The 24,115-nt window shown below is 67.7% G+C and carries 22 protein-coding genes, 1 tRNA gene and 1 pseudogene; 13 read left to right on the forward strand and 11 right to left on the reverse strand.

The features are described 5' to 3' along the window. Nucleotides 1-877: pseudogene (locus tag A5708_RS12405) on the reverse strand (transcription-repair coupling factor); the annotation flags it as partial. 130 nt (nucleotides 878-1,007) lie between these two features. On the opposite strand from A5708_RS12405, the gene lysA reads away from it, so the two are divergent. Then, a complete protein-coding gene (gene lysA, locus A5708_RS12410; RefSeq protein WP_065028923.1) occupies nucleotides 1,008-2,348 on the forward strand; it encodes a diaminopimelate decarboxylase in 1,341 nt (446 codons plus the stop codon). Nucleotides 2,349-2,558: 210 nt separating this feature from the next. Here the strand turns inward: lysA and A5708_RS12415 are convergent, their stop codons facing one another. Further along, nucleotides 2,559-3,152, reverse strand: a complete 594-nt coding sequence (locus A5708_RS12415; protein WP_007776775.1) for a TetR/AcrR family transcriptional regulator — start codon at nucleotides 3,150-3,152, stop codon at nucleotides 2,559-2,561. Between the two features lie 160 nt (nucleotides 3,153-3,312). Between A5708_RS12415 and A5708_RS12420 the strand changes: the two genes are divergently transcribed. From A5708_RS12420 to pth, 8 genes are all read left to right on the forward strand, one after another. Beyond that, nucleotides 3,313-3,384, forward strand: a tRNA-Gln gene (locus tag A5708_RS12420). 123 nt (nucleotides 3,385-3,507) lie between these two features. Beyond that, nucleotides 3,508-4,992 carry a bifunctional UDP-N-acetylglucosamine diphosphorylase/glucosamine-1-phosphate N-acetyltransferase GlmU gene (gene glmU / locus A5708_RS12425; RefSeq protein ID WP_065028924.1) on the forward strand — a complete coding sequence of 495 codons (1,485 nt, stop codon included), beginning with the start codon at nucleotides 3,508-3,510 and terminating at the stop codon, nucleotides 4,990-4,992. Between the two features lie 103 nt (nucleotides 4,993-5,095). Beyond that, entirely contained in the window at nucleotides 5,096-6,076 is a 981-nt protein-coding gene (locus A5708_RS12430; protein ID WP_064953125.1) for a ribose-phosphate diphosphokinase, read from the forward strand. Then, nucleotides 6,077-6,433: an arsenate reductase (glutaredoxin) gene (gene arsC / locus A5708_RS12435; RefSeq protein ID WP_065028925.1), complete on the forward strand. Its 357-nt coding sequence runs from the start codon at nucleotides 6,077-6,079 to the stop codon at nucleotides 6,431-6,433. A gap of 32 nt (nucleotides 6,434-6,465) precedes the next feature. Next, a complete protein-coding gene (locus A5708_RS12440) occupies nucleotides 6,466-7,089 on the forward strand; it encodes an LpqN/LpqT family lipoprotein (protein WP_196772621.1) in 624 nt (207 codons plus the stop codon). A 23-nt stretch (nucleotides 7,090-7,112) separates the two neighbouring features. Continuing rightward, a complete protein-coding gene (locus A5708_RS12445) occupies nucleotides 7,113-7,982 on the forward strand; it encodes an oxidoreductase (protein WP_065028927.1) in 870 nt (289 codons plus the stop codon). A gap of 212 nt (nucleotides 7,983-8,194) precedes the next feature. Then, complete coding sequence (locus A5708_RS12450; RefSeq protein ID WP_065028928.1) at nucleotides 8,195-8,863, forward strand: 50S ribosomal protein L25/general stress protein Ctc; 669 nt, start codon at nucleotides 8,195-8,197, stop codon at nucleotides 8,861-8,863. Nucleotides 8,864-8,875: 12 nt separating this feature from the next. Continuing rightward, nucleotides 8,876-9,451, forward strand: coding sequence for an aminoacyl-tRNA hydrolase (gene pth / locus A5708_RS12455; RefSeq protein WP_065028929.1), 576 nt, complete (start codon nucleotides 8,876-8,878; stop codon nucleotides 9,449-9,451). Nucleotides 9,452-9,466: 15 nt separating this feature from the next. Here pth and A5708_RS12460 read toward each other — a convergent pair whose 3' ends face one another. The 5 genes from A5708_RS12460 to A5708_RS12480 form a co-directional block, all read right to left on the reverse strand. Continuing rightward, nucleotides 9,467-11,101, reverse strand: a complete 1,635-nt coding sequence (locus A5708_RS12460; protein ID WP_065028930.1) for a fatty acyl-AMP ligase — start codon at nucleotides 11,099-11,101, stop codon at nucleotides 9,467-9,469. A 338-nt stretch (nucleotides 11,102-11,439) separates the two neighbouring features. Then, on the reverse strand, nucleotides 11,440-12,396 hold the full coding sequence (locus tag A5708_RS12465; protein WP_065028931.1) for a 4-(cytidine 5'-diphospho)-2-C-methyl-D-erythritol kinase: 957 nt from the start codon (nucleotides 12,394-12,396) through the stop codon (nucleotides 11,440-11,442). 60 nt (nucleotides 12,397-12,456) lie between these two features. Beyond that, on the reverse strand, nucleotides 12,457-13,410 hold the full coding sequence (gene rsmA, locus A5708_RS12470) for a 16S rRNA (adenine(1518)-N(6)/adenine(1519)-N(6))-dimethyltransferase RsmA (protein ID WP_065028932.1): 954 nt from the start codon (nucleotides 13,408-13,410) through the stop codon (nucleotides 12,457-12,459). Continuing rightward, nucleotides 13,374-14,501, reverse strand: coding sequence for a resuscitation-promoting factor (locus tag A5708_RS12475; RefSeq protein WP_196772616.1), 1,128 nt, complete (start codon nucleotides 14,499-14,501; stop codon nucleotides 13,374-13,376). The genes rsmA and A5708_RS12475 overlap by 37 nt, the downstream gene beginning before the upstream one ends. A 158-nt stretch (nucleotides 14,502-14,659) precedes the next feature. After that, entirely contained in the window at nucleotides 14,660-15,502 is an 843-nt protein-coding gene (locus A5708_RS12480; protein ID WP_065028934.1) for a TatD family hydrolase, read from the reverse strand. A 33-nt stretch (nucleotides 15,503-15,535) separates the two neighbouring features. On the opposite strand from A5708_RS12480, the gene metG reads away from it, so the two are divergent. After that, nucleotides 15,536-17,092 carry a methionine--tRNA ligase gene (metG, locus tag A5708_RS12485; protein ID WP_065028935.1) on the forward strand — a complete coding sequence of 519 codons (1,557 nt, stop codon included), beginning with the start codon at nucleotides 15,536-15,538 and terminating at the stop codon, nucleotides 17,090-17,092. A 188-nt stretch (nucleotides 17,093-17,280) separates the two neighbouring features. Next, nucleotides 17,281-17,643 (forward strand): PAS domain-containing protein, encoded by a 363-nt coding sequence (locus tag A5708_RS12490; RefSeq protein ID WP_065028936.1) that lies wholly within the window; start codon nucleotides 17,281-17,283, stop codon nucleotides 17,641-17,643. A 15-nt stretch (nucleotides 17,644-17,658) separates the two neighbouring features. Here A5708_RS12490 and A5708_RS12495 read toward each other — a convergent pair whose 3' ends face one another. The 4 genes from A5708_RS12495 to A5708_RS12510 form a co-directional block, all read right to left on the reverse strand. Continuing rightward, the gene (locus A5708_RS12495) at nucleotides 17,659-18,687 is read right to left on the reverse strand and encodes a polysaccharide deacetylase family protein (RefSeq protein ID WP_155765985.1); all 1,029 of its coding nucleotides are present in this window, start codon (nucleotides 18,685-18,687) and stop codon (nucleotides 17,659-17,661) included. Nucleotides 18,688-18,724: 37 nt separating this feature from the next. Then, a complete protein-coding gene (locus A5708_RS12500; RefSeq protein WP_065028938.1) occupies nucleotides 18,725-20,731 on the reverse strand; it encodes a hypothetical protein in 2,007 nt (668 codons plus the stop codon). A gap of 103 nt (nucleotides 20,732-20,834) precedes the next feature. Continuing rightward, on the reverse strand, nucleotides 20,835-21,545 hold the full coding sequence (locus A5708_RS12505) for a TetR/AcrR family transcriptional regulator (RefSeq protein ID WP_065028939.1): 711 nt from the start codon (nucleotides 21,543-21,545) through the stop codon (nucleotides 20,835-20,837). A 131-nt stretch (nucleotides 21,546-21,676) separates the two neighbouring features. Further along, nucleotides 21,677-22,348, reverse strand: a complete 672-nt coding sequence (locus A5708_RS12510; protein ID WP_065028940.1) for a TetR/AcrR family transcriptional regulator — start codon at nucleotides 22,346-22,348, stop codon at nucleotides 21,677-21,679. 362 nt (nucleotides 22,349-22,710) lie between these two features. Between A5708_RS12510 and A5708_RS26775 the strand changes: the two genes are divergently transcribed. After that, nucleotides 22,711-22,857, forward strand: coding sequence for a hypothetical protein (locus tag A5708_RS26775; protein ID WP_155765986.1), 147 nt, complete (start codon nucleotides 22,711-22,713; stop codon nucleotides 22,855-22,857). A gap of 1 nt (nucleotide 22,858) precedes the next feature. Beyond that, entirely contained in the window at nucleotides 22,859-24,085 is a 1,227-nt protein-coding gene (locus A5708_RS12520) for a PPE family protein (RefSeq protein ID WP_065028942.1), read from the forward strand. Nucleotides 24,086-24,115 lie beyond the last annotated feature (30 nt).

Raw genomic sequence — 24,115 nt, forward strand, 5'->3', positions numbered from 1 at the left:
GCGTCACCGACATGCTGGCCAAGATCGGCGAAGGCATCGCGGTCGACGGCATGGAGGCCCTGCTGCCGGTGATGGCGGGGTCGGTGGTCCGGTGCCGGGCGGCCAGCTCGGCGGCGCGCTGCCGCACCTCATCGGTCAGCAGCAGTTCGCGGCAGGCCACCGCGATCAGGGTGTCGACCTCGATCTCCGGGATCGAGCGCTGATCAGCGACCGAGAACATCCGCATCTCGCTGACCTCGTCGCCCCAGAACTCGATGCGCACCGGGTGCTCGGCGGTCGGCGGGAAGACGTCGAGAATGCCTCCGCGCACGGCGAATTCGCCGCGCCGGCCGACCATGTCGACCCGCGTGTAGGCCAGCTCGGCGAGCCGGGTGATCACGCCCTCGAATTCGATCTCCGTCCCGACCTTCAGCGTGACCGGCTCCACGAGCCCCAGCTGCGGCGTCATCGGCTGCAACAGCGAGCGCACCGCGGTCACCACCACCTGCAGGGGCGGACCCAGCCGGGCGTCGTCGGGATGGGCCAGCCGGCGCAGCACCGTCAACCGGGCGCCGACGGTGTCGACGCCGGGCGAAAGTCGCTCGTGCGGCAGCGTTTCCCAGGACGGGAAGACCGCGACGGAATCGCCGAAGACGCCGCGCAGTTCAGCGGTGAGGTCGTCGGCTTCGCGCCCGGTCGCGGTGACTACCAGCAGAGGGCCCAACCGCGCCAGCGCACTGGCGACGAATAGCCGTGCGCTGGCTGGACCCACCAGGCTCAACTCGGCAGGCGAAGCGGACGCGCTGTCGATCAACTGCTGGAAGGTCGGCGCGGTGAGCGCCAATTCAACGAGCCCCGCGATCGGGGTTTCTGGGCGAGCAGCCCCCGGTGCGGTCATGATGAATTCCATTCTAGGGGCCCTCAGGGACAGGGCCGGACACACCGAACCACGTCAATATTGAGGTCGCCGCCGTCAAGGGATCGTAAGAAAGCCACCACCCGAATACCCGCGCGCGCAGGTTGGATTCATGACATTGCTCGACATCCTGCCGTCGCTCGGTCAGGCCGCTTCCCCTCGTTTCGATCCCGCCATCTGGCCGATCACGGCCCACCCCGACGAGGAGGGGAGGCTGTGCGTCGGCGGTGTACCACTGGCCGATATCGCCGACGAGTTCCACACCCCGGCCTACGTCATCGACGAAACCGACTTCCGGCACCGCGCCCGCAGCTACCGCCGCACGCTGCGCGGCGTCGAGATTGTCTACGCCGGAAAGTCGCTGTTGAGCACCGCGGTGGCCCGCTGGGCCCGCGAAGAGGGCCTCGGACTCGACGTCTGCTCCGGCGGCGAGCTGGCCGTCGCCCTTGCCGGTGGAGTCGACCCGGCGCGCATCGTCATGCACGGCAACGCGAAATCACCCGAGGAGCTGCGCGAAGCGGTGCGCGTCGGCGTGGGGCGCATCGTGCTGGATTCGGGCATGGAGATCGCCTACCTCGCCGGCCTGGCGAAACGCCGCCAACCCGTGCTCATCCGGGTCACCCCCGACATCGACATCCACGGCCACCGCGCCGTCACCACCGGCATCAGCGACCAGAAGTTCGGGTTCACACTCCACGGCGACCGCGCCGACGTCGCGGCCCAGCGCGTGCTGTCGCACCCGATCCTCGACCTCGTCGGCCTGCACTGCCACATCGGCTCGCAGGTCGCCGATCCGGCCCTGTACGGCGAGGCGATCCGCCGGATGATCGCGGCGATGGCCGATATCCGTGCCCGGCACGGCGTCATACTCACCGAGCTGAACATCGGCGGCGGGCACGCCATCCCCTACGTCCCCGGCGACCGCGAGCTGAATCTCGAGCAGCTGGCCGATGTCATCGAGAACGCCCTCGACGAGGCCTGCGCCGCCGAGCATTTCCCGCGGCCGCAGATCGTGGTGGAACCGGGTCGGGCCATCTGCGGCCGGGCCGGCGTGACGCTGTATCGGGTGTGCTCGATCAAGACCCAACCGGGCGGGCGCACCTTCGTCGCTGTCGACGGCGGCATGAGCGACAACCCGCGGGTGTCGCTGTACGGCGCGCAATACACGGCCGCGCTGGCCAACCGGCATTCGATGGGACTCAAGCAGCGGGTCACCGTCGTCGGCCGGCATTGCGAGGCGGGCGACGAAATCGCCCGCGACGTCGAGCTTCCGGCGGACCTGCACCCCGGCGACCTGCTGGCGGTGGCCTGCACCGGCGCCTACCACCACAGCATGGCGTCGAACTACAACATGGTCGGGCGCCCCGCGCTGGTGGCGGTCAAGGACGGCCGGGCCCGCGAACTGGTTCGCCGGGAGACCGTCACCGACCTGCTGGCCCGCGACTGCGGCTAGAGGCGATCGCAAGCGCGGCCGCGGCGATCGCAAGCGCGGCGTAGCCGGGCACAGCGGGTCGCCGCATAGTCCAAGCCGGGCACAGCGGGTCGCCGCATAGGCCAAGCCGGGCGCAGCGGGTCGCCGCATAGTCCAAGCCGGGCGCAGCGGGTCGCCGCATAGTCCAAGCCGGGCGCAGCGGGTCGCCGCATAGTCCAAGCCGGGCGCCGGCTACTCGTCCTGCAGCCGGGGGTCGGCCTCGAGGTGGGTCAGCCCGTTCCACATCAGGTTGACCAGGTGCGCGGCCACCACTTCTTTCTTGGGCTCGCGGGTGTCGAGCCACCACTGCGCCGTCATCGACACCGAGCCGACGAGCGCCTGCGCGTACAGCGGCGCCAGGCCGGGATCCAGGCCGCGCCGGGAGAAGTCGCCGGCCAGGATGGAACTGACCTGGTTGACGGCGTCGTTGAGCAGGCTGGAGTAGGTGCCCGAGCTGATCGCGGCCGGCGAATCGCGGATCATGATCCGGAAGCCGTCGGTGCGCTCTTCGACGTAGGTGAGCAGCGCCAGGGCGACCCGCTCGACGCGCACCCGGGACCGATTGTTGGTCAGGGACGAGGTGATGCCGTCCAGCAGCGCCGACATCTCGCGGTCGACGACGACGGCGTACAGGCCTTCCTTGCCGCCGAAATGCTCGTAGACGACCGGTTTGGACACGTTGGCGCGCAGGGCGATCTCCTCGATCGAGGTGCCTTCGTACCCGCGTTCGGCGAACAGCGTGCGCGCGATGCCGACCAGCTGTTGGCGGCGCTCGGTGCCGGTCATCCGCGCGCGCGGCGCCCGCACCTCCTTGTCCGGTTCCTTGTCCAGCACGGCCACGTTGTTCAGCGTATCGGTCAACAGCCGACAAGCGGCCCGCATCGTCGTCAGACTAAAGTCTTGGTGGCGCGGTCGGTCTCAACCGCCGCTCGCCGTGGGTTAGCGATCCGTCGTGGTGTAATCGGCAGCACCTCTGATTTTGGTTCAGATAGTTCAGGTTCGAGTCCTGGCGACGGAGCTTCGATTGCTGGTTGCGATATCCCATCGTTTTTTGCCTTCACCGCAGCTGAAGTGACACGCTTGACGGCGTGTCGGCGCTTCCGCGCACAGCCCGCGCGGACAAACCCGAAGAGGAGGGTTGATGTCGTCTCCTGGTGATACCGCGGTCCTGGTGCTAGCGGCCGGGCCCGGCACCCGGATGCGGTCGGACACCCCGAAAGTCCTGCACACCATCGGTGGACGCAGCATGCTGTCCCATCTCCTGCACGCGATCACCAAGGTGGCTCCCCAGCACCTGGCCGTCGTTCTCGGCCACGACCACGAACGGATCGCACCGCTGGTGGCCGACTGGGCCGACGCGCTGGGACGTCCCATCGACGTCGCGCTGCAGGACCGGCCCCGCGGCACCGGCGATGCCGTGCTGTGTGGCCTGTCCGCGCTGCCCGACGACTACGCCGGGCTCGTCGTCGTCACCTCGGGCGACACCCCGTTGCTGGACGCCGACACCCTGGCCGACCTGATCGCCTCGCACAGCGCGGCGCCGGCCGCGGTCACGGTGCTGACCACGACCGTGAGCGACCCCAGCGGCTACGGCCGCATCCTGCGCACCCAGGACAACGAGGTCATGGCGATCGTGGAACACGCCGACGCGACGCCCTCGCAACGCGAGATCCGTGAGGTCAACGCCGGCGTCTACGCCTTCGACACCGCGGCGCTGCGCTCGGCGCTGAACCGGTTGAGCTCCAACAACGCCCAGCAGGAGCTCTACCTGACCGACGTCATCGCCATCCTGCGCGGTGACGGCCTGGCCATCCACGCCCGCCACGTCGACGACAGCGCGCTGGTCGCCGGCGTCAACAACCGCGTCCAACTCGCGCAGCTGGGCGCCGAACTCAACCGCCGCATCATCGCCGCCCATCAGACGGCCGGCGTCACCATCGTCGACCCCGCCACCACCTGGATCGACGTCGACGTCAGCATCGGTCGCGACACCGTCATCCAGCCCGGGACGCAGTTGCTGGGCCGCACCCAGGTCGGTGGCCACTGCGTCGTCGGCCCGGACACCACCCTGACCGACGTCAGCGTCGGTGACGGCGCCTCGGTGGTCCGCACGCACGGCACCGCGTCGTCGATCGGTGCCGGAGCGACCGTCGGCCCGTTCACCTACCTGCGGCCCGGCACGGTGCTGGGCGACGACGGCAAGCTCGGCGCGTTCGTCGAGACCAAGAACGCCACCATCGGCACCGGCTCCAAGGTGCCGCACCTGACCTATGTCGGGGACGCCGACATCGGCGAACACAGCAACATCGGTGCGTCCAGCGTGTTCGTCAACTACGACGGCGAAACCAAACGGCGGACCACCATCGGCTCGCACGTGCGCACCGGCTCGGACACCATGTTCGTGGCGCCGGTGACCGTCGGTGACGGCGCCTACACCGGCGCGGGGACGGTGGTGCGCAACGACGTCCCGCCCGGAACGCTGGCCGTATCCGCGGGTCCACAGCGCAACATCGAAGGCTGGGTGCACCGCAAGCGCCCGGGCAGCGCGGCCGCGCAAGCGGCCGAGGCCGCCGAGAAAGCCGCTGGTCAGGGCCCCGCAGAGGGCGCCACACCAGAAGCCGACTAGACACCGTGAATTTGCTAGCTGGCAACCCGGCCACATTTCCGTACGATTCGCTTCGTACGATGGGGCCTTCCATCCCCCACCCCGATTTGGCGAGGGCAGTGCGTTGAGCCACGACTGGACCGATAACCGCAAAAATTTGATGCTCTTCTCCGGCCGTGCGCATCCGGAGCTGGCCGAGCAGGTGGCCAAGGAGCTCGACGTCCACGTCACCGCACAGACCGCGCGGGAGTTCGCCAACGGCGAGATCTTCGTGCGGTTCCACGAATCGGTGCGCGGATGCGACGCCTTCGTCCTGCAGTCGGCCCCGGACCCGGTGAACAACTGGCTGATGGAACAGCTGATCATGATCGACGCCCTCAAGCGGGGCAGCGCCAAGCGGATCACCGCGGTCATGCCGTTCTACCCGTACGCCCGGCAGGACAAGAAGCACCGGGGCCGCGAGCCGATCTCGGCTCGGCTGGTCGCCGACCTGCTCAAGACCGCGGGCGCCGACCGGATCGTCACGGTCGACCTGCACACCGACCAGATCCAAGGCTTCTTCGACGGGCCCGTCGACCACATGCGCGGGCAGAACCTGCTGACCGGCTACATCCGCGACAACTACCCCGACGGCAACATGGTGGTCGTCTCGCCCGACTCCGGCCGGGTGCGCATCGCCGAGAAATGGGCCGACTCGCTGGGCGGCGTCCCGCTGGCCTTCATCCACAAGACCCGCGACCCGCGGGTGCCCAACCAGGTGGTGTCCAACCGCGTCGTCGGCGAGGTGGCCGGACGCACCTGCGTGCTGATCGACGACATGATCGACACCGGTGGCACCATCGCCGGCGCGGTGAAGCTGCTGCGCGACGAGGGCGCCGGTGACGTGATCATCGCGGCCACCCACGGTGTGCTCTCCGATCCGGCCGCCGAGCGGCTGGCCGCCTGCGGTGCCCGGGAAGTGATCGTGACGAACACCCTCCCGATCGGCGAGGAGAAGCGTTTCCCGCAGCTGACGGTCTTGTCCATCGCGCCGCTGCTGGCCAGCACCATCCGTGCCGTCTTCGAAAACGGTTCGGTCACCGGGCTTTTCGACGGAGACGCCTAGATGGCGGCCAAGCCAGACGACGCCGTTATCTTCCACAACCCACGCTGCAGCACTTCCCGCAAGACGCTGGACCTGTTGCGCGACAACGGCTTTGAACCCACCGTGGTCGAGTACCTGAAGACCCCGCCGACCCGCGCCGAGCTGGTGAAGATGATCCGCGAGGCGGGCATCGACGTGCGCACCGCGACCCGTAGGCGCGAGCCGCTGTACGAGGAGCTCAATCTCGCGGATGCGACCGATGACCGGTTGCTCGACGCCATGGTCGAACACCCCATCCTCATCGAACGACCCTTCGTCGTCACGCCGAAGGGCACTCGGCTGGCCCGCCCGATCGACGCGGTCCGCGAGATTCTGTGAGCCGGCTCGGCCCCCGCGTGGCCGCTGCCGCGATGGTTGCGGTGGCCTTCTCCGCGAGCGGCTGTGCACCGAAACCGCCTGACTACCAATCGATCCTGTCGAAGACCCCGACGACCACGACCACCAAGCCGGCGGAGAAGCCGGTTCCCCTGTCGCAGTATCTGCAGAGCATCGGGGTGACCGGAGAGCCGGTGGCGCCGGGATCGGTGCCCGACCTGACGGTGTCGATCCCGACTCCCCCGGGCTGGTCGCCGTTCACCAGCCCGAACATCAGCCCGCAAACGCTGATCATCTCGCAGGGCGGCAAGTTCCCGACGGCGCGGCTGGTGGTGTTCAAGCTGAACGGTAGCTTCGACCCGGCGCAGGTCATCAAGCACGGCAACGACGATGCGCAACTGTTCGAGAACTTCAAGCAGCTGGACGCCTCGGGAGCGCCCTACAACGGCTTTCCCTCGTCGATGATCCAGGGCAGCTACGACCTGGACGGCGGCATGCGGCTGCACAGCTGGAACCGCATCGTCATCGCGACCGGATCACCGCCCGCACACCAGCGGTATCTGGTGCAGCTGACCATCACCGGCTTCGCCAATCAGGCGGCCGCGCAGGCGAGCGACATCGACAAGATCATTCACGGATTCGTCGTCGCGGCGAAGTGACGTCGCGATTAGTGTTGTCAGCCATGACTGGCTGGACCGCCGCAGATTTACCGTCGTTCGCCGAACGGACCGTCATCATCACCGGTGCCAACAGCGGGTTGGGCGCCGTGACCGCCCGCGAGCTGGCGCGGCGAGGGGCCACGATCGTCATGGCCGTCCGCAACATCCGTAAGGGCGAGGCGGCGGCCCGCCAGATGGCCGGCCAGGTCGAGGTGCGGGAGCTCGACCTGCAGGACCTGTCGTCGGTGCGCCGGTTCGCCGACGGGGTGAGCAAGGCCGACGTGCTGATCAACAACGCCGGGATCATGGCCGCCCCCTTCGCGCTGACCGTCGACGGCTTCGAGACCCAGATCGGCACCAACCATCTCGGTCACTTCGCGCTGACGAACCTGTTGCTGCCCAAGCTGACCGATCGGGTGGTGACCGTGTCGTCGATGGCGCACTGGCCCGGAAGCATCAACCTGGACGACCTGAATTGGCAGAACCGGCGCTATTCGCCCTGGCTGGCCTACAGCCAGTCCAAGCTCGCCAACCTGCTGTTCACCAGCGAGCTGCAGCGCCGCCTCGTCGCGGCCGGTTCGCCACTGCGGGCCCTCGCCGCCCACCCCGGCTACTCGCACACCAACCTGCAGGGCGCCTCCGGCCGCAAGCTGGGCGACGCGCTGATGTCGGCGGTCACCCGGGTGGTCGCCACCGACGCCGATTTCGGCGCCCGGCAAACGCTGTACGCGGCGTCCCAGAACTTGCCCGGGGACACCTTCGTGGGACCCCGATTCGGCCAGATGGGCCGCACCCAACCGGTCGGGCGCAGCCCGCGCGCCCGGGATTCGGCCACGGCGGCGGCGCTGTGGTCGCTGTCCGAGCAACTCACGAAGACCAAGTTCCCGCTCTGAGCCGCTGAGACTCATCGATCACGTCCGCCACATAAGTCTCTCGGCCCGGCGCCCGCCCGCCGAATTTCCCCTCTGAGGTGCGGATGCGTTAACCTGACCGGGCGTCACGGCGAGGGTGGCTGGCTGGCCAGCACCGTTATCGACGGAGACCGACGAATCGTCGCGATCCTGGCCGTGCCCCGAGACACGAGCGAGCACACAGGAGCGACACGATGGCCAAGCAAACACTCAACCAGTTGAAGGTCGCGGTCCGCGCCGAGACCGGCAAGGGCGCGTCCCGGCGAGCCCGCCGCGACGGCAAGATCCCGGCCGTTCTCTACGGCCACGGCACCGACCCGCAGCACCTGGAACTGCCCGGCCACGACTTCGCCGCGGTGCTCCGGCACGCGGGCACCAACGCGGTGCTGACCCTCGACATCGAGGGCAAGGAACAGCTGGCCCTGACCAAGTCGCTGGACATCCACCCCATTCGCCGCACCATCCAGCACGCCGACCTGTTGGTCGTGCGCCGCGGCGAAAAGGTCGTCGTCGAGGTCCGCGTCGTCATCGAGGGCGAGGCCGTGCCCGGCACCCTGGTGACCCAGGACGCCAGCGCCATCGAGATCGAGGCCGACGCCCTGTCGATTCCCGAGCAGTTGACGGTGTCGGTTGAGGGCGCCGAGCCCGGCACCCAGTTCTCCGCCGGACAGATCACGCTGCCCAAGGGCGTCACCCTGATCTCCGACCCGGACACCCTGGTGGTCAACGTGGTCACCGCGCCGACGGCCGAGGAACTCGCCGAAGAGGGCGCGGGCGAGGTCACCGAGGAGGCCGCGGAGGCCGAAGGCGAAAAGGAAGCCGAGGCCGGCGAAGAAGAGGCCGCCGAGGCCGAGTCCGAGTAGGCGGATCACAACGTGGCCGAGCCGTTGCTGGTCGTCGGCCTGGGCAATCCCGGAGACAACTACGCCCGGACCCGGCACAACGTCGGGTTCATGGTCGCCGACCTGCTGGCGGCGCGGATGGGTTCGAAGTTCAAGGCGCACAAGCGTTCCGGCGCCGAGATAGTCAGCGGTCGGCTCGCCGGCCGCTCGGTGGTGGTGGCCAAGCCGCGCTGCTACATGAACGAATCCGGCCGTCAGGTCGGCCCGTTGGCGAAGTTCTACTCGGTGACACCGGGCGACCTCATCGTCATCCACGACGATCTCGACTTGGACTTCGGGCGTATCCGGCTCAAGATCGGTGGCGGCGAAGGCGGCCACAACGGCCTGCGTTCGGTTGCTAATGCCCTGGGCAGCAAGGACTTTCAACGGGTTCGCATCGGGATCGGCCGTCCCCCGGGACGCAAGGATCCGGCGGCGTTCGTACTGGAAGCCTTCAACGCCGCCGAGCGCGCCGAGGTTCCCACCATCTGCGAGCAGGCCGCGGACGCGACCGAGTTGCTGATCGAACTGGGCCTGGAGCCCGCGCAGAACAGCGTCCACGCCTGGTAGCCGGGCCGGCCCGTACTAGGTGACCAGGCTGACGGAGGTCGACCGGCGCAGCTTGCCCGACGGCGTCTTCGGGATGGTCCCCGGACCGAGCACCACCACGTTGCGCGGCCGGACGTCGACCTCGGCCACGACCTCGCGGGCGACCTGGTGCTCGATGCGACGCACCTCGGCCTGGTCCTGGAAGGCGTTGGACTCCACGGCCACCGCGAACGTCTCGCGGGAGTGGCCGGCGTCCAGCCGGACCGCCACGGCGCAGCCGGGCCGCACCCCCTCGACGCGGCAGGCGGCGCGCTCGATGTCGGTGGGATAGATGTTGCGGCCCGCCATGATGATGACGTCCTTGACGCGGCCGCAGACCACCACGTGACCCTCTTCGGTCAGGTAGCCGAGGTCACCGGTGTCGTACCAGCCGTTCTCGTCCTGGGCCGAGATGAAGCCACCCATGGTGAGGTAGCCGGGCGTCAACGACTCACCGCGCAGCTCGATGACACCGACGCCGCGGGCGGGCATCACGTCGCCGTTCTCGTCGATGATGCGCGCCTCGAGGTCGCGCAGCAGCGGGCCGAGCGTGGCCAGCCGGCGGGTGTTGCCCTTGGTTGCGGGTACGGCGCGGCGCAGGGCGGCCAGCAGGTCCGCGTCCACCTCGTCGACCACCAGGCCGGCGTTGCACTCCGAGAACGACACGGCCAGCGTGGTTTCGGCCATGCCGTAGGCCGGCAGGATCGCCGACGGGTTCAGGCCGAACGGTGCGCCGGCGTCGAGCAGGTCCTCGACGTCGGCGGGCTCGACGGGCTCGGCGCCGGACAGGGCGAACCGCAGCGTCGACAGGTCGAAGTCGCCGGCCTTGGCGTTGCGGCGCAGCCGCTTGGCCAGCAGCGCGTAGGCGAAGTTGGGCGCCGCGGTCATGGTGCCCTTGTACTTGTCGATGAGCTTGGCCCACAGCAGCGTGTCGCGCAGGAAGTCCATCGGCGTGACCTTCACCAGCTCGGCACCGAAGTACATCGGGATGGTGAGGAAGCCGACCATGCCCATGTCGTGGAAGCAGGGCAGCCAGCTGACCATGACGTCCTTGGTGACGTCGTACTGGGCGCCGATGAACATCGCCTCGGCGTTGGAATAGATGTTGCGGTGGGTGATCTGCACCGCCTTGGGAGATCCGGTCGAGCCGCTGGTCAGCTGCATCAACGCGAGGGCATCCTCGCCGACCTCGACGGGTTCGATGGGCTCCGCCGCGAGCAGGTCGGTGACGGTGACGACCTTGATGCCCTTCTCCTCGAGCACCGGGATGGCCACCAGGAACGGCTCGGAGACGACGACGGCCTTCGCCTCGATCATGCCGATGACGTGCATGGTGTCCTCGGCCCACACGGCCAGGTCCGTGCGCGGCGTCGGCTGGTGCAGCATCGTCAGGCTGGCCCCGCGCATCCACAGGCCCTGCGCCGTCGGCGCGATCTCCACCGGATAGCCGGCGAGCACGCCGACCGCGTCGTCGGGCCCGATGCCCGCCGCGGCCAAGCCGCCCGCGATGCGGCGCGCGCGCTCGTGGACCTCGCCCCAGGTGTGGCGGACCGGTTCGTGGGGTTCACCGGTGACCATGCCCGTCGTCACGGACCGGGCATTGAGGTACATCTTCTCGGTAAACCTGCTCACAAAAGCCTCCTCGGTTCCAGCCCTGGTCCCACTGCCCGGAATCTCATGTTCCGCCCGCCGGGTAACTCTTCACCGCAAGCACGCAAACACAGTTGGGCGGCGGTTAGGTCTCGGATCGATGATGCGTCCACGCCCGCCTCCGTGCGGCGGCGCTCGATCACCCGATGAGCACGAATCGGGCCGGCGAAGTCTCGCCGGGTCCGATGCATTGATCGTCCGCCGGAACGCCCGGCGGACGATGGAATTAAGTGATCTTGCTCAACGCTTCCCGTCACCGCGGATTATCTTAAACTCCTCTTAGGGTGGCGCCCAAACTAACGCGCGAATTGGGAAAATTTTCACACTTCGGTCGGCGTGGGGACCACCCGCGCGCCCACCACCGGCCCGCTGGCGACGCGCACCGTGCGGCACACACCCGCCCCCGACACCTCGGTGCCGACGTCGACCGCGGCGGCTGCCGACGGGCACAGGAAGGCACAAGTCGGGCCCGACCCGGACACGATTCCCGCCAGCGCCCCGGCCTCCACGCCCGCGCGCAACGTCCGTCGCAGCGCGGGGTGCAGGCTCACCGCGGCCGCCTGCATCTCGTTGCCCAACAGCGGCGCCAGCTGCTCGGCATCGCCGGCGGCCAGGGCGGCCAGCACCGGCCCGGGAGCGGGCAGCCGGGGCGGGTCCCCCACCTCGCGCAGCCGGTCCAGTTCGGCGAAGACGGCCGGCGTCAGCAGCTCACTGTCGGCGAACGCCAGGACCCAATGGAAGGTGTTGCGGGACAACACCGTCGCCAACTCCTCGCCGCGGCCGGTGCCCAGCGCGGTTCCGCCGTGCAGCGCGAACGGGACGTCGCTGCCCAACCGGGCGGCCAGCGCGCGCAGGTCGCGCCGCGGCACGTTGAGTTCCCACAGCGAGTTCATCGCGACCAGCACGGCCGCCGCGTCGGCGCTGCCACCGGCCATCCCGCCGGCCACCGGAATCGATTTGTCGATCATGATCGACACGTCCGGCGCCCGGCCGACGTGTTCGGCCATCAGCTCGGCGGCCTGCCAGGCCAGATTGCGTTCGTCGGTGGGCAGCTTCTCGGCGCCCTCGCCGACGATCTCGAGCGAGAGCACGTCGGCATTGCGGACCGTCACCTCGTCGAGCAGCGAAACGGCCTGAAAGATCGTGTTCAGCTCGTGATAGCCGTCCTCGCGGCGGTCGCCGACCGCCAGGTAGAGGTTGACTTTTCCGGGGACCCGAACGGTGACCGACCCGGTGGGCACCCAAGCCGCGGCGGTGTTGCCGTCAGACGCTGACACCGCAGCAGACTATCGCTGCTGAGAGCCAACCACACGCAACGGCGCCCCGGTGGTCCGCCGTCAGCCGGCCGACGCCCCCTGTTCGGCGCTGCGCGGAGTCGGCTCGGTGGCGCTGTGGGGCCGGTCGGCGGATCGCTGCAACAACCGCACGAAGTCGTCGATCGAGAGCGTCTCACCGCGGCGGGCGGGGTCAATGCTGGCGGCCAGCAACCGATCCGCCGACTCGTTGCCCGAGCCCGCCCAGTCCACGAATGCGTTGCGGCAGGTCTTGCGCCGCTGCCCGAACGCGATGTCGACCAATGCGAACACCGCGCGACGGAACGCCTCGTCGGCGGGCCACGGCGAGGTCGCATAGCGGTCGATGCGCACCAGCCCGGAGTAGACCCGGGGAATCGGCCAGAACACCGTCGGCGACACCATGCCGCAACGGCGAACCCGGCCGAAGAAGCGCACCTTGACGCTGGGCACGCCGTACTCCTTGCCGCCCGGCTCGGCGGCCAGCCGCTCGGCGACCTCCGCCTGCACCATCACCGTCACGGTGTGAATGGACGGGAACTCGGCAAGCAGGTGCAGCAGCGCCGGGACGGCGACGTTGTACGGCAGGTTGGCGACCACCGCGGTCGGCTGCACGGCCAGCTCGTCGCGGCGCAGGGTCAAGACGTCGCGGTTGATCACCGTCAGGCGCTGGCTTTCGCTGCTGGAGTGCTCGGCGACGGTCTGGGGCAGGCGCTCGGCCAGCACCGGGTCGATTTCGACGGCGGTGACTTGCGAGCCGCGGTCGAGCAACGCCAGGGTGAGCGACCCGAGACCGGGCCCGACCTCCAGGACGTGGTCAGACCGGCTCACCCCGGAGGTCGAGACGATCCGGCGCACCGTATTGGCGTCGTGAACGAAATTTTGGCCGAGAGATTTCCGTGGCCGAAAATCAAGTTCTTTGGCCAGCCGCCTGATCTCGGTACGCCCGAGTAGCCGGATGGTCAGCGTGCACCAGCTCTTCCGCTGCACACTGGCCACGCGCCCCAACCCTGGCGCTCACGGGTCACCTCGGCAACGGTGATCTGCTCCTCGCGGGTGGCGAGGTCGGCGCGGGAGGCGAACCGCAAGCCTCCGTTGCGCTCCCACGTGCCCTGGTCGAACTGCACACCGCCGTAATACCCGTTGCCGGTGTTGATCGCCCAGTTTCCGCCGGCCTCACAGCCCGCGATCGCGTCCCAGATGGAACCGTCGCTGACCGGAGGCACCTCGGTGCCGGGCTTGGTGCCGATGCGGACCACGGAATCGCGGGCGGGGGTGATCACCGTGTTGGCGATCGGCAGCCGGCCGGTCTCGACTCCGTTGACGGTGGCCACCGAGAAGGTGACGTCCTGCGTGCCCGGGCTGCCCGGATCCTCGACGACCTGGCGGCTCATGTTCATGCCCGCATCTTCGATGCGACGGGCGTTGGGGGGCAGCGGGATCCGTTCCGTCACCTGCTGGATCCGGTTGCGGGTCACCTGGACTTCCATCCCGTCGACGATCGGCGCCGTCGCGGCGGGCACCACCTGGTCGCTGTCGAGCAGCGGCGCGCCGGCGGCGCTCAGCAGGCCGGCGACGTTCGGTGCCGCCAGGTGCACGTTGCGGATCGCACCGGCGTCGTTGATGCGGACGGTCTTGGCGCTGACGACGGGCAGCGCCATTCCGGCCAGCGGTACGCGGCTGCCGCGGTTGGCCGCGGCAGGGGCGGTGTCGGTCATCGCCAGCTGGGCCAGCGCCTCGTCGACGGTGGATGCGGTGGTCCAGACCTGCTTGGTGTCACGGCCGTCCAGCGAGATCTGCAGCGGACGGCTGCGCCGCAACACGATCTTGCCGGCGTCGTGCACCGCGACATCACCGGCGGGATACAGGTCGTCGCGCTCGTCGATGGCGAAGCCGTTCTCCTCGACGACGTCGATCACACGGGATTTCATGGTGGTCACCTGCATGGCGACCCCGTCAACGGTCAACGTCACCGTCTTGCACACCGAGACGGCGTATCCGCCCGCGAATGCCAGGACTACGAGCAGCCCTCCGACTACAAGACGCAACATCGGCGACGGGGACTGATGAAGTTTTGTCAATACATTCAACGCGCGCTACCCAACCCTCAACAACCCACTCATTCAGCAGCAAGTCACAAATTAAGGGCCCATTAGGCCCCACCGTTCGATCACAAGACGGTAACGAACCGGTCACTGTTGGGCAACTCCGACGCGGCGAAATTCAACGAATCGCCTGGTCGTTTACGTCACACTGTGACCAATCCGTACACCCGGTGAGCATTGCCCGTTGTTATCCGGGCCAACTCTTCCGGGCGACGATCCACCAGTTCGGCGATCGCCCGAACAGTATAAGGAAGGCAATAGGGCTCATTCGCCGTCCCCCTATACGGATGGGGCGTCAAGAACGGCGCGTCGGTCTCCACCAGCAGCTGTTCCGGCGGTATCAAGGGGATGGCTTCGCGCAGGGCGTGCGCGTTGCGGAAGCTCGCGGTGCCGGACAGGCTCAGCAGCCATCCAGCGTCCACGCAGCGGCGGGCCATGGCGGCATCCGAGGAAAAGCAGTGGAAGATCACGGCGTCCGGGGCGCCCTCGGCCGCCAGCACGTCGAGCACCTCGTCGTCGGCGTCGCGGTTGTGAATCATCAGCGGTTTGCCACACCGCTTCGCCAGGTCGATGTGCCAGGCGAACGCCTCGCGCTGCACGGCCGGCTCGGCGCAGCCGTCCAGGCGGCCGGGCCAATACAGGTCCAGGCCGGTCTCGCCGACGGCCACCACCCTGGGGTGGGCCACCAGTCGCTCGATTTCGGCGCGGGCGGCGTCGTCGAGCGCGCCGGCGCGGGTGGGGTGCAGGGCCACCGCGGCATAGACCCGCGGGTCCCACTCGGCGGCGCGGGTGGCCCAGCGCGCGGAGTCCAGGTCGTCGGCGATCGTGACGACCGCGCCCACACCCACCGCCGCGGCGCGGTCCACGATGGCCCGCACGCCCTCGGCGTCGGCGGCACCACACGCATCCAGGTGGGTGTGCGCATCGACGAGCGGGCTCAACGGCTCGGGTGCCGGCGGCGGCCGGCGTTTGGAACTCACGCGCACACAATAGGTCGCCCCCAAATAAGGTTGGGGGCGATGAGGCCCTATTACGTCACCACCGCGATCACCTACCCCAATGGCGATCCGCACATCGGTCACGCGTACGAGTACATCGCGACCGACGCGATCGCCCGGTTCAAGCGGCTCGACGGGTTCGATGTGCGGTTTCTGACCGGCACCGACGAGCACGGCCTCAAGATGGTCGAAACGGCGGCGGCCGAGGGTATCCCGACGCCGGAGCTGGCCCGGCGCAACTCCGATGTCTTCCAGCGGCTGCAGGAGCGGTTGAACATCTCCTTCGACCGATTCATCCGCACCACCGATCCCGACCACCACGAGGCGTCCAAGGAGATCTGGCGCCGGATGTCGGCGGCCGGTGACATCTACCTGGACACCTACTCGGGCTGGTACTCGGTGCGCGACGAGCGGTTCTTCGTCGAATCGGAGACCAAACTCCTCGACGACGGGACCCGGCTCGCCGTGGAGACGGGCGCGCCGGTGACCTGGACCGAGGAGCAGACCTACTTCTTCCGGCTCTCGGCCTACACCGACAAGCTACTGGCTCACTACGAGGCGAACCCGGACTTCATCGCGCCCGACGTGCGGCGCAACGAGGTGGTCAGCTTCGTCTCGGGCGGGCTGCGCGACCTGTCCATCTCGCGCACCTCGTTCGACTGGGGCGTCAAGGTGCCCGAGCATCCCGATCACGTCATGTACGTCTGGGTCGACGCGCTGACCAACTACCTGACCGGGGTCGGCTACCCGGACACCGAATCCGAGCGATTCCGGCGCTACTGGCCGGCCGACCTGCACATGATCGGCAAGGACATCATCCGATTCCACACCGTGTACTGGCCCGCGTTTTTGATGTCGGCCGGAATCGAGCTGCCACGTAGGGTTTTCGCGCACGGGTTCCTGCTCAACCGCGGCGAGAAGATGAGCAAGTCGGTCGGCAACGTGGTCGACCCGCTCAATCTGATCGAGGAGTTCGGGGTTGACCAGGTGCGCTATTTCCTGCTGCGCGAAGTGCCGTTCGGCCAGGACGGCAGCTTCAGCGAAGACGCCATCATCACCCGGATCAACGCCGATCTGGCCAACGAGCTGGGCAACCTGGCCCAACGGTCGTTGTCGATGATCGCCAAGAACCTCGATGGGATCGTCCCCGAACCCGGTGAGCTGATTGCCGCAGACACCGAGTTGCTCGCCACGGCCGACGGCCTGTTGGAACGTGTGCGGGCCAGCTTCGACTCGCAGGCGATGCATCTGGCGCTGGAAGCGATCTGGCTGATGCTCGGCGAGGCCAACAAGTACTTCTCGGCGCAGGAACCGTGGGTGTTGCGCAAGAGCGAGTCTCAGGCCGATCAGGAACGATTCCGCACCGTCTTGTACGTCACCTGCGAGGCGGTCCGCATCGCCGCTCTCCTGGTGCAGCCCGTCATGCCCGAATCGGCCGGCAAGCTGCTGGATCTCCTCGGCCAGCCGGCAGAGCGGCGAGCGTTTGCCGCCGTCGGCACGCGACTGGCTCCCGGCACGGCACTGCCCGCTCCCGCGGGCGTGTTCCCCCGCTACCAGCCAATTTCGGAAGTGGAATGAGCGGAACGCATAAAGCGCGGCGAGCAGTGGTCAACAACCCGGACAATTCGATTGACAATTAAGCGAGTTCGTCGACACGGCACATACTTCTGCGCCGCTTTAGACAAAAGAGTCCAACATAACTTCTGGCATAGACCATAATCTTCGGTGTGGAACGACGCCAGAACAGGCAGCAAAGCCAATCGCCGATGACGACCTTGAAGGAGCTGCCCGCACTGGTTGTGCTGGAGCGGATCCCGGTTCCGGTGCTGGCAATCAGCGATGACGGCAGTATCTTGTTCGCCAACACCGCATTTGCCGACATGATGGGCTACGAGCCGGACGAGACCCTGTCGCTGCGGTTCGAACAGATCTTCCACGAGGCTCCGGCATCGGATTCGCTGTTGGCCACCGTCCACGCTCTGGCGAACGAGGTCGTCGAGCTCGCGCACAAGGACGGCTCCGTGGTGCGCGCGATGATGAGCAAGTCCGCGGTGCGGCGGGCGGACGATCAGTTCGCCCTGGCCGCCTTCCAGGATCTGACCGAACAGCTCTGGGAAGAAGCGCGCTAGCGCCACCAACCTTGCTCAGTCGCGCGAGGCAACGGCCGTCGCGCGCCGGCGCGGCAGGCCGCCGGAGACCACCAGCCGGAAGTAGTCGAACGAGGAATTGCCGCCGACCGCCAACCGTGGCAATGCCAGCGGGTCGCAGCGGCGATCGGCGAAGCCCGGCGCGGTGGACAATGCCCAGCGCACGCCGCGGCGGCGCAACGCGTCCACGGCTCGGGCGTCGAAATCCTGAGGCCGGCCGTTCGGGTAGGCGAAAATTGTTGGCGCCAGACCGGTCTCACGTTCCAGCGCCGCACAGGAATCGGCGATCTCCCGCTCGACCTTGTCGTCGCCGCACCGCGCGAGGATGGGGTGGGTGACGGTGTGCGGATACAGCGTCACCAGAGGATCGGCCGCCATCTCCCGCGCTTCGTCCCAGCTGAGCATCCGAAACGGGCCGGGGTCGCCGTCGTCACGGTATCCCAGTGCGCCCACGACCTCGTCCAGCACCGCGATGCGCTCCGCGTCGGCAAGGTCCTTCAACCCCTCGACGGCCGCGACGTAGGCAGCGCCACGTTTGGCGCTGCCGTCTAGCGAGCGCGTCCCCAATCCCAATGCGGCCAAATCGACTTCGGCGGCATTGCTGCGGGCGATCGCCAGCCACAGCCGGTCGGGCCACAAGGTTGCGCCGGTACCCATCGGGCCCGTCGCGAGGAACATCGCCGCGGGCAGGTTCAGCTCGCGCAGCACCGGCAGCGCGTGTGTCGCGAGGTTGCGGGTGCCGTCGTCGAACGTGATCGCCAGCGCGCGCGGCGGCAAGGTCTCGGAGGCAAGCCGAGCGAGGGCCTCCGCGAGCGGCAGGACATTGAAATGCTGACGCAGGTAATGCAGTTGGCGGCGATACAGCTTTGCGCCGTTGACATGCCAGCACGGCGGCGACAGCGGGTGGTCTTCGACGCCGTGGAACATGACGATGGCGAGCGCGTCGCGGTGCCGTCGCCGCGCCAGCGCCGGAACCCCTGCGGCGCACAGCAGTCGGGCCGCGATGTTCTTGACGGCCGGGCGCATCAGCGCGCTCCTGACTCGTGCCATCAGGCGTCAAACCCTATTGGCGCCGCCATGATTCGCGTCTCACGCGCCACAGGATCACCCCGGCACCGACGATGGCCACGGCGAGCCATCCGGCGCCGAACCACCACAGCCAGTCGAGGTCGGAATGCCCTCCGGATCCCGCGGCGGACGCGCCGGCGGCCAACGGCGGATGGTCGACGGTCACCGGGTCTTGCCCCGGCACCGATACCACCGCAACGCCTTTGAGCCGCTGCCAATGCTTGTTGTTGTCGCCCTTGAGCCACCTGATCAGCTCATCGAGCTGGCCGGGCGCTCCGTTGGACGTCGCGACCAGCAGCGACCGGCCGCGGTTGAAAACCGTTTGGAGAGAGGCGAACCGCAGCACGGGGTCCAGCGTGAGCTTGGCCGGCTTGTCACCGGGCCCGACGGCGTTGACGGTGATCGGGCCGCTGGGCCCCGCGGCCACCGGGAGCACCACCTCGGATTGGTCCCACCCGTCGGCGGAGATCAGTAGCGCGGGATTCGAGGAATCGATCGCTTGTTTGACGCTGGTGACGGTGGTGTCGATCGGAATCGAGCTGATTCGCTGCAGGCCGATCATGATGTCGAGCGCGCGTACGGTGTCGATGAACGAGTGCTCGGCGATGCCCACCTGGACGCGGGGCATCAGGGTTTGCGGCACCGATTGGAAGCCGTCTGGCACCGGCGGCGCGGCGGGACTGCTCTGAATGACGCTGTCGCCGCTGATGTTCAGCGAGAGGAGCTGGTTGCCGGGTCCCGCGGTGTAGAAGTCTCCGCAATGTCCGATGTTGCTTGCGACATCCAGTACCAGATCAACGCTGGTGTAGCGCTGCAGCAGTCGGTCCGGGACGTCGACCCACCGGTCGATGGTGCCGTGGCCGTCGGTCGGCCAGTGGTCGATGGTCTCCGAGCCCACGGTGACGGCGATCTGGCCGCCGATGTTGTTCGGCGTCGGAGTGTATGAGCCCTGCAGATGCACCCGCACCGAATGCACCGACCTGCCGAGCCGGGTCTGGTCCACTCCGATCGAAACCCGCGGTTGCAGTGAAGTCGAGTTGGCGACGGACTGGCCGAGTTCGCGCAGCGTGGCGGTGTCCCCCGGCAATTGCACCTTGGGCTTCGGCGATTCCATCGAGGCCTTGGACGACAGCGCCAGATCGGACAGGTCACTGAACAATACGGCCGTATCCGACTCGTCGGTGCGGTTCAGCGGGCCCGAAATCAACAGCCACGGCACGCCGGAGGAACCTTGCAGCGAAAGCCCGTTGTCCGGGCCCTCTTTCACGACGACCTGGCGCTCCAGCGATTGCGGCGGCGCCGGCGGCGAGTTCTGCCCTTCCGGCAACGGGATCACCGTGATGTCGGGGGCCTGCTTGCCGTAGTGCGCGGCGGCGGAGGTGGCGAGCTGAATTGCCGTATCGGACTCGGCCGTCGAGGGCGACTGTGGCAGATAGATACTCAGCTTCCGCAGCACCGGCGGCAGGAAATGCGACACCGTGGTGGGCGGCAGTTCGGTGCCCGTGTAGTTGACCGTCCCGTTGGTCAGACGCAGCGGACTTTCCTGGTACAAGCAGAATCCGTCCAGCGGAACAAGGTATGCATGCACCGTCACCGTCAGCCAGTTGTCGTTCACTTCCGCGCCGGCCAACGGAATGGCGATCTGTGTCTGATCGGCGGTGGGTAGGTTCAGCCTGGCAAGCGTGCGATCGCCCTGCGTCACGGTGATCATCCCCGACCGCAGATTGATCGGCAGTTCGACCGTCGTATTCAGAGCGGCGGGTGTCAGGCCATGTAGCACCGGCACGGTCAGCTGCTGGCTGCTCGTCAGCCCCCAGAATTCCAGGGTCGGGGCGGAGCCGACGTCAAGCAGCGAGAAGGTCGTCGTCGAATCCGTCGATGGGGCCGGGTCGGCCGGCGCACCCCATGATGCCGGAGCACTCATCAGCAGGAATCCGACAACGCCGGCCAGTGCAATTACTCGGCCGAGAGATTTCCGGTAGATCACCGGAACAGTATGCATTGTTGAATGCGCTTCAACCCCAATAACGGAATCGTCGCCGTGGCGGCCGCGAAAAGGTATCTGGCGCCACCTCTTCGAAATCAGCCACGCCGACTTTCGGGCGCTATTCGGTTTCCGATTGCGCTGCGGCCTCTTCGCGGGCAGCCCTGGCCGCCGCGTGACGCATTCCTTCGCGGTGCAGGAATTGCTCGAAGTACGGCAGCGACGCTTCGGAGACGACGCCGGGCAACAGCAGCTTCCATATCTGATGCAGGCGCGCGGTGGGGTCGCCGACGATGTCGCCGATTCTGCCGTGGCTGGATATGGCGTTGGCCACCAACCGGGCCCCGAAAATGGTGCCGATGATCGAAGCGCTGAGCACGTCGGGATCGATTCCGCCGCGGAGGTCGCCCTCCTTGATTGCGCGGCGTGCCTCTTGCGCCGTCTCCAGCATCAGGTTGGCGAAGAAGCGCGACGCCGCCCCGTTGAATCCGCTTAACGCGGTGGCCAATTGCGCGGCCGCGCGGGCCATTTTGTCCGAGCTCAACACCTCGACAATCGTGAATGTGCCGTGCAGCAGGTTCTCCAGCCCCGGCGACGACGCCCCACACACATTGCGGAAAGCGCTGAGGAGCGTGTCCGAGCCCTCCTCGATGATGTTCGACGCCAACGATTCTTTCGAATCGAAGTGGTGATAGAGAGCGCCCTTGGTCATTCCCGTGCGCTCGATGATGGTGCTCCATCCAGCGGCGGCATAGCCGACATCACCGAAAACTTCGATCGCGGAATCGAGGATTTTTCGGCGGGTGGCTTCAGAGCGAACTTGGCGCGCCATTGTGCACGCACCTCCGGCGTCTCATCGGATGCGCAGATCGCTCATCTGGTTTCACCTTGCTCGCAAGACGGCCCAGAGTATCAGCCGCCACCACGCGATCCCCCTGTGCAACCCCCCCGGCGTCGCCGCCGTTAGTCGACATCCGCGGAACTGGTGTTGATGGCGAGCGCCGCACGCCGCCTGAGGAATTGGCGGAAGTATTCGGTGCGGTCCGGCTGCAGGACCCCGGTCAGCAGCAGAGACCAGCACTTCTCCAGGTCGCGCAGGAATCGCTCCGGTTCATCCAGATTGCTGGTCTTCCGCAGGCCCATGTGCAGCGACACCATCAAGCGGCCGATGTCCTGCGGGTCGCACTCGTCGTTGATGTCGCCCTCGGTCTTGGCCTGCTCGGCAACCCTGGCCAGCGCTTTGATCCACTGATCGAACAACTTCTCCTGCAGCCCGTCCGCCAGGCCGACCGACTCCATCAGGTTCAGCCCCGACCTGACGACATCGGTTTTGATGTCCTTGATGGCGATCAGGTAGGAGAAGTCGATCAGGGTCTCGAGACCCGAGAGACCGCGCGACAGCAGCTCTTGCACGGCTTCGGCGCCGGCCTCGGTCTGGCCGTCGATGATCGCGACCGCCAACGCGTGCTTCGACTTGAAATGGAAGTACATCGCCCCCTTGGTCAGTTCGGCCTCGGCGAGGATGTCGTCGAGGCCGACGTCGTGGTACGGGCGTCGGGCGAACTGATGAGACGCGGCCCGCAGTATCTGTTGCCGGGTCGCATCGGCTCGTCCGTCAGTCGAGTGGGTCGTCATCGCAATCGAGAACTCGAATTCCCCGCGGCGTGAGTTTTGACGCAAAAGTCCAGGCCGAGGCTGACGTCGCGGGCAGCGTCACCCGCCGTCACGTCGACAAACGCCTTGCTCAAGCAGGGCACAACTACCTCGGTTCTTCAGGGGTTGGAGCGAACCCGCACCCGCGTCGCTCAAAGATATCCAGTCCACTCCTGAGGTTAGCAGTCATACGGCTGTCCTGGTTGACGCGCGCGTAAATACCTGAGGTCCAGATCACACAGTCTTGTCAAACCATTGGTATGTTTTGTAGGCTATTGTCATATCGTCAGTTTGGAATCGGCCTAAACATCGTCTCGACCGTCTGCACCGCATAGGGGAAGCACATGTCGTTCGTCACGACGAACCGCTGGTCACAGGTCTCAAGCGACCGCCAGACCACGGCTGACCTGCGGTTTATCGATGCATCGACGGTCGCCCGCACCCCCTCCGCCACCCCCGCCGCCTCGGTCCGCCTGACGGCCACGGTCTGAAATGATCGATTTCGGAGCGCTTCCCCCGGAGATCAACTCCACAAGGATGTACGCCGGTCCCGGCCCGCTGTCACTGACCGCCGCCGCGGTGGCCTGGGACGGTTTGGCCGCCGAACTGCACGCCGCGTCGAGCTGCTACCGCACCGTGATCGCGGGTCTGACCAGCCAGCGCTGGATGGGCCCATCGTCGCTGGCGATGGCCTCCGCCTTCGCCCCCTACATGGCGTGGACGGCCGGCGCCGCCGCGCGGGCCGCGGAATCGGCCGGTCAGGCCAGGCTCGCCGTCGAGGTCTACGAAGCCGCCTTCGCGATGACCGTCCCCCCACCAGCGGTCGCCGCCAACCGTTCCCAGCTCGCGGTGCTGGTCGCCACCAACTTCTTCGGCCAGAACGCCGCGGCGATCGCGGCCACCGAAGCGGAGTACGGCGAGATGTGGGCGCAGGACGCCGCGGCGATGTATGAATACGCCGCAGGCTCGGCCGCCGCGTGCTCGGTGACCCACTTCAACCCGGCCCCGCACGTGACCAACGAGAGCGGGATGGCCCAGCAGGCCGCGGTGGTCGGACAGGTCACCTCGCAATCCGAGCAGGCGAACCTGGCGCACGTGGTGTCCAACGTCCCCACCGCACTGCACCAGCTTTCCTCGCCGATGAAATCCAGCGTCTCCCTCCTCACCGACACTGGCAGTGACGTCGGCACCACCCTCGGCACCGTCGGGAACACGGCCACCGACTCGGGCACGTCGTCGATCATGACGGGCCTCGCGTCGGGCATACCGGGTGCCATTCCCAGCGCTTTCTCGGCGGCGGCGACCCCGCTGTATGGGATGTCCTCCATCCTCGGCATGGCCCAGACCGCGCAGGGGCTGGCGAATGCCGCCAGCAGCGGGGCGATGGCGGCGGCGGGAACCGCGGCGTCCGGCGTCGCGAGCGCGGCCAGTTCGGGTGCGGGTGCACTCGGATCGCTCGGGTCGGGCGTGTTCGGCAGCCTCGGCAGCGCCGCCTCGCTGGGGCCGCTGGCCGTGCCGGCGAGCTGGACGAGCGTCATCCCCGCCGCCAACGGCGCCGTTTCCGCGTTGCCCGCCATCAACCTCGCCGGCGCGAATGTGCCCCCCAGCGTCATGGGTTCGCTGCCGCGCCTGGCCGCCGCGTCGGGCAAATCGCTCGGCCCCCGCTACGGCGTTATCCCGACCGTGATGACTCGCCCGCCGGCTGCCGGATACGCGTAAGCCAACGCATGATCGCAAAGGTTTTCCAGG

The organism is Mycobacterium colombiense, from assembly GCF_001672755.1.
In the GTDB taxonomy this organism is placed as follows: Bacteria; Actinomycetota; Actinomycetes; order Mycobacteriales; family Mycobacteriaceae; genus Mycobacterium; species Mycobacterium colombiense_C.

What these genes read in the sequence shown, in the direction of transcription:
- lysA (WP_065028923.1), top strand. Translation starts at nt 1,008, where the DNA reads ATGACATTGCTCGACATCCTGCCGTCGCTCGGTCAGGCCGCTTCCCCT.
- A5708_RS12450 (WP_065028928.1), top strand. Translation starts at nt 8,195, where the DNA reads ATGGCCAAGCAAACACTCAACCAGTTGAAGGTCGCGGTCCGCGCCGAG.
- A5708_RS26775 (WP_155765986.1), top strand. Translation starts at nt 22,711, where the DNA reads ATGTCGTTCGTCACGACGAACCGCTGGTCACAGGTCTCAAGCGACCGC.
- A5708_RS12445 (WP_065028927.1), top strand. Translation starts at nt 7,113, where the DNA reads ATGACTGGCTGGACCGCCGCAGATTTACCGTCGTTCGCCGAACGGACC.
- A5708_RS12510 (WP_065028940.1), bottom strand. Translation starts at nt 22,348, where the DNA reads ATGACGACCCACTCGACTGACGGACGAGCCGATGCGACCCGGCAACAG.
- A5708_RS12505 (WP_065028939.1), bottom strand. Translation starts at nt 21,545, where the DNA reads ATGGCGCGCCAAGTTCGCTCTGAAGCCACCCGCCGAAAAATCCTCGAT.
- arsC (WP_065028925.1), top strand. Translation starts at nt 6,077, where the DNA reads ATGGCGGCCAAGCCAGACGACGCCGTTATCTTCCACAACCCACGCTGC.
- A5708_RS12495 (WP_155765985.1), bottom strand. Translation starts at nt 18,687, where the DNA reads ATGCGCCCGGCCGTCAAGAACATCGCGGCCCGACTGCTGTGCGCCGCA.
- metG (WP_065028935.1), top strand. Translation starts at nt 15,536, where the DNA reads ATGAGGCCCTATTACGTCACCACCGCGATCACCTACCCCAATGGCGAT.
- A5708_RS12500 (WP_065028938.1), bottom strand. Translation starts at nt 20,731, where the DNA reads ATGCATACTGTTCCGGTGATCTACCGGAAATCTCTCGGCCGAGTAATT.
- glmU (WP_065028924.1), top strand. Translation starts at nt 3,508, where the DNA reads ATGTCGTCTCCTGGTGATACCGCGGTCCTGGTGCTAGCGGCCGGGCCC.
- A5708_RS12440 (WP_196772621.1), top strand. Translation starts at nt 6,466, where the DNA reads ATGGTTGCGGTGGCCTTCTCCGCGAGCGGCTGTGCACCGAAACCGCCT.
- A5708_RS12520 (WP_065028942.1), top strand. Translation starts at nt 22,859, where the DNA reads ATGATCGATTTCGGAGCGCTTCCCCCGGAGATCAACTCCACAAGGATG.
- A5708_RS12415 (WP_007776775.1), bottom strand. Translation starts at nt 3,152, where the DNA reads ATGACCGGCACCGAGCGCCGCCAACAGCTGGTCGGCATCGCGCGCACG.
- A5708_RS12490 (WP_065028936.1), top strand. Translation starts at nt 17,281, where the DNA reads ATGACGACCTTGAAGGAGCTGCCCGCACTGGTTGTGCTGGAGCGGATC.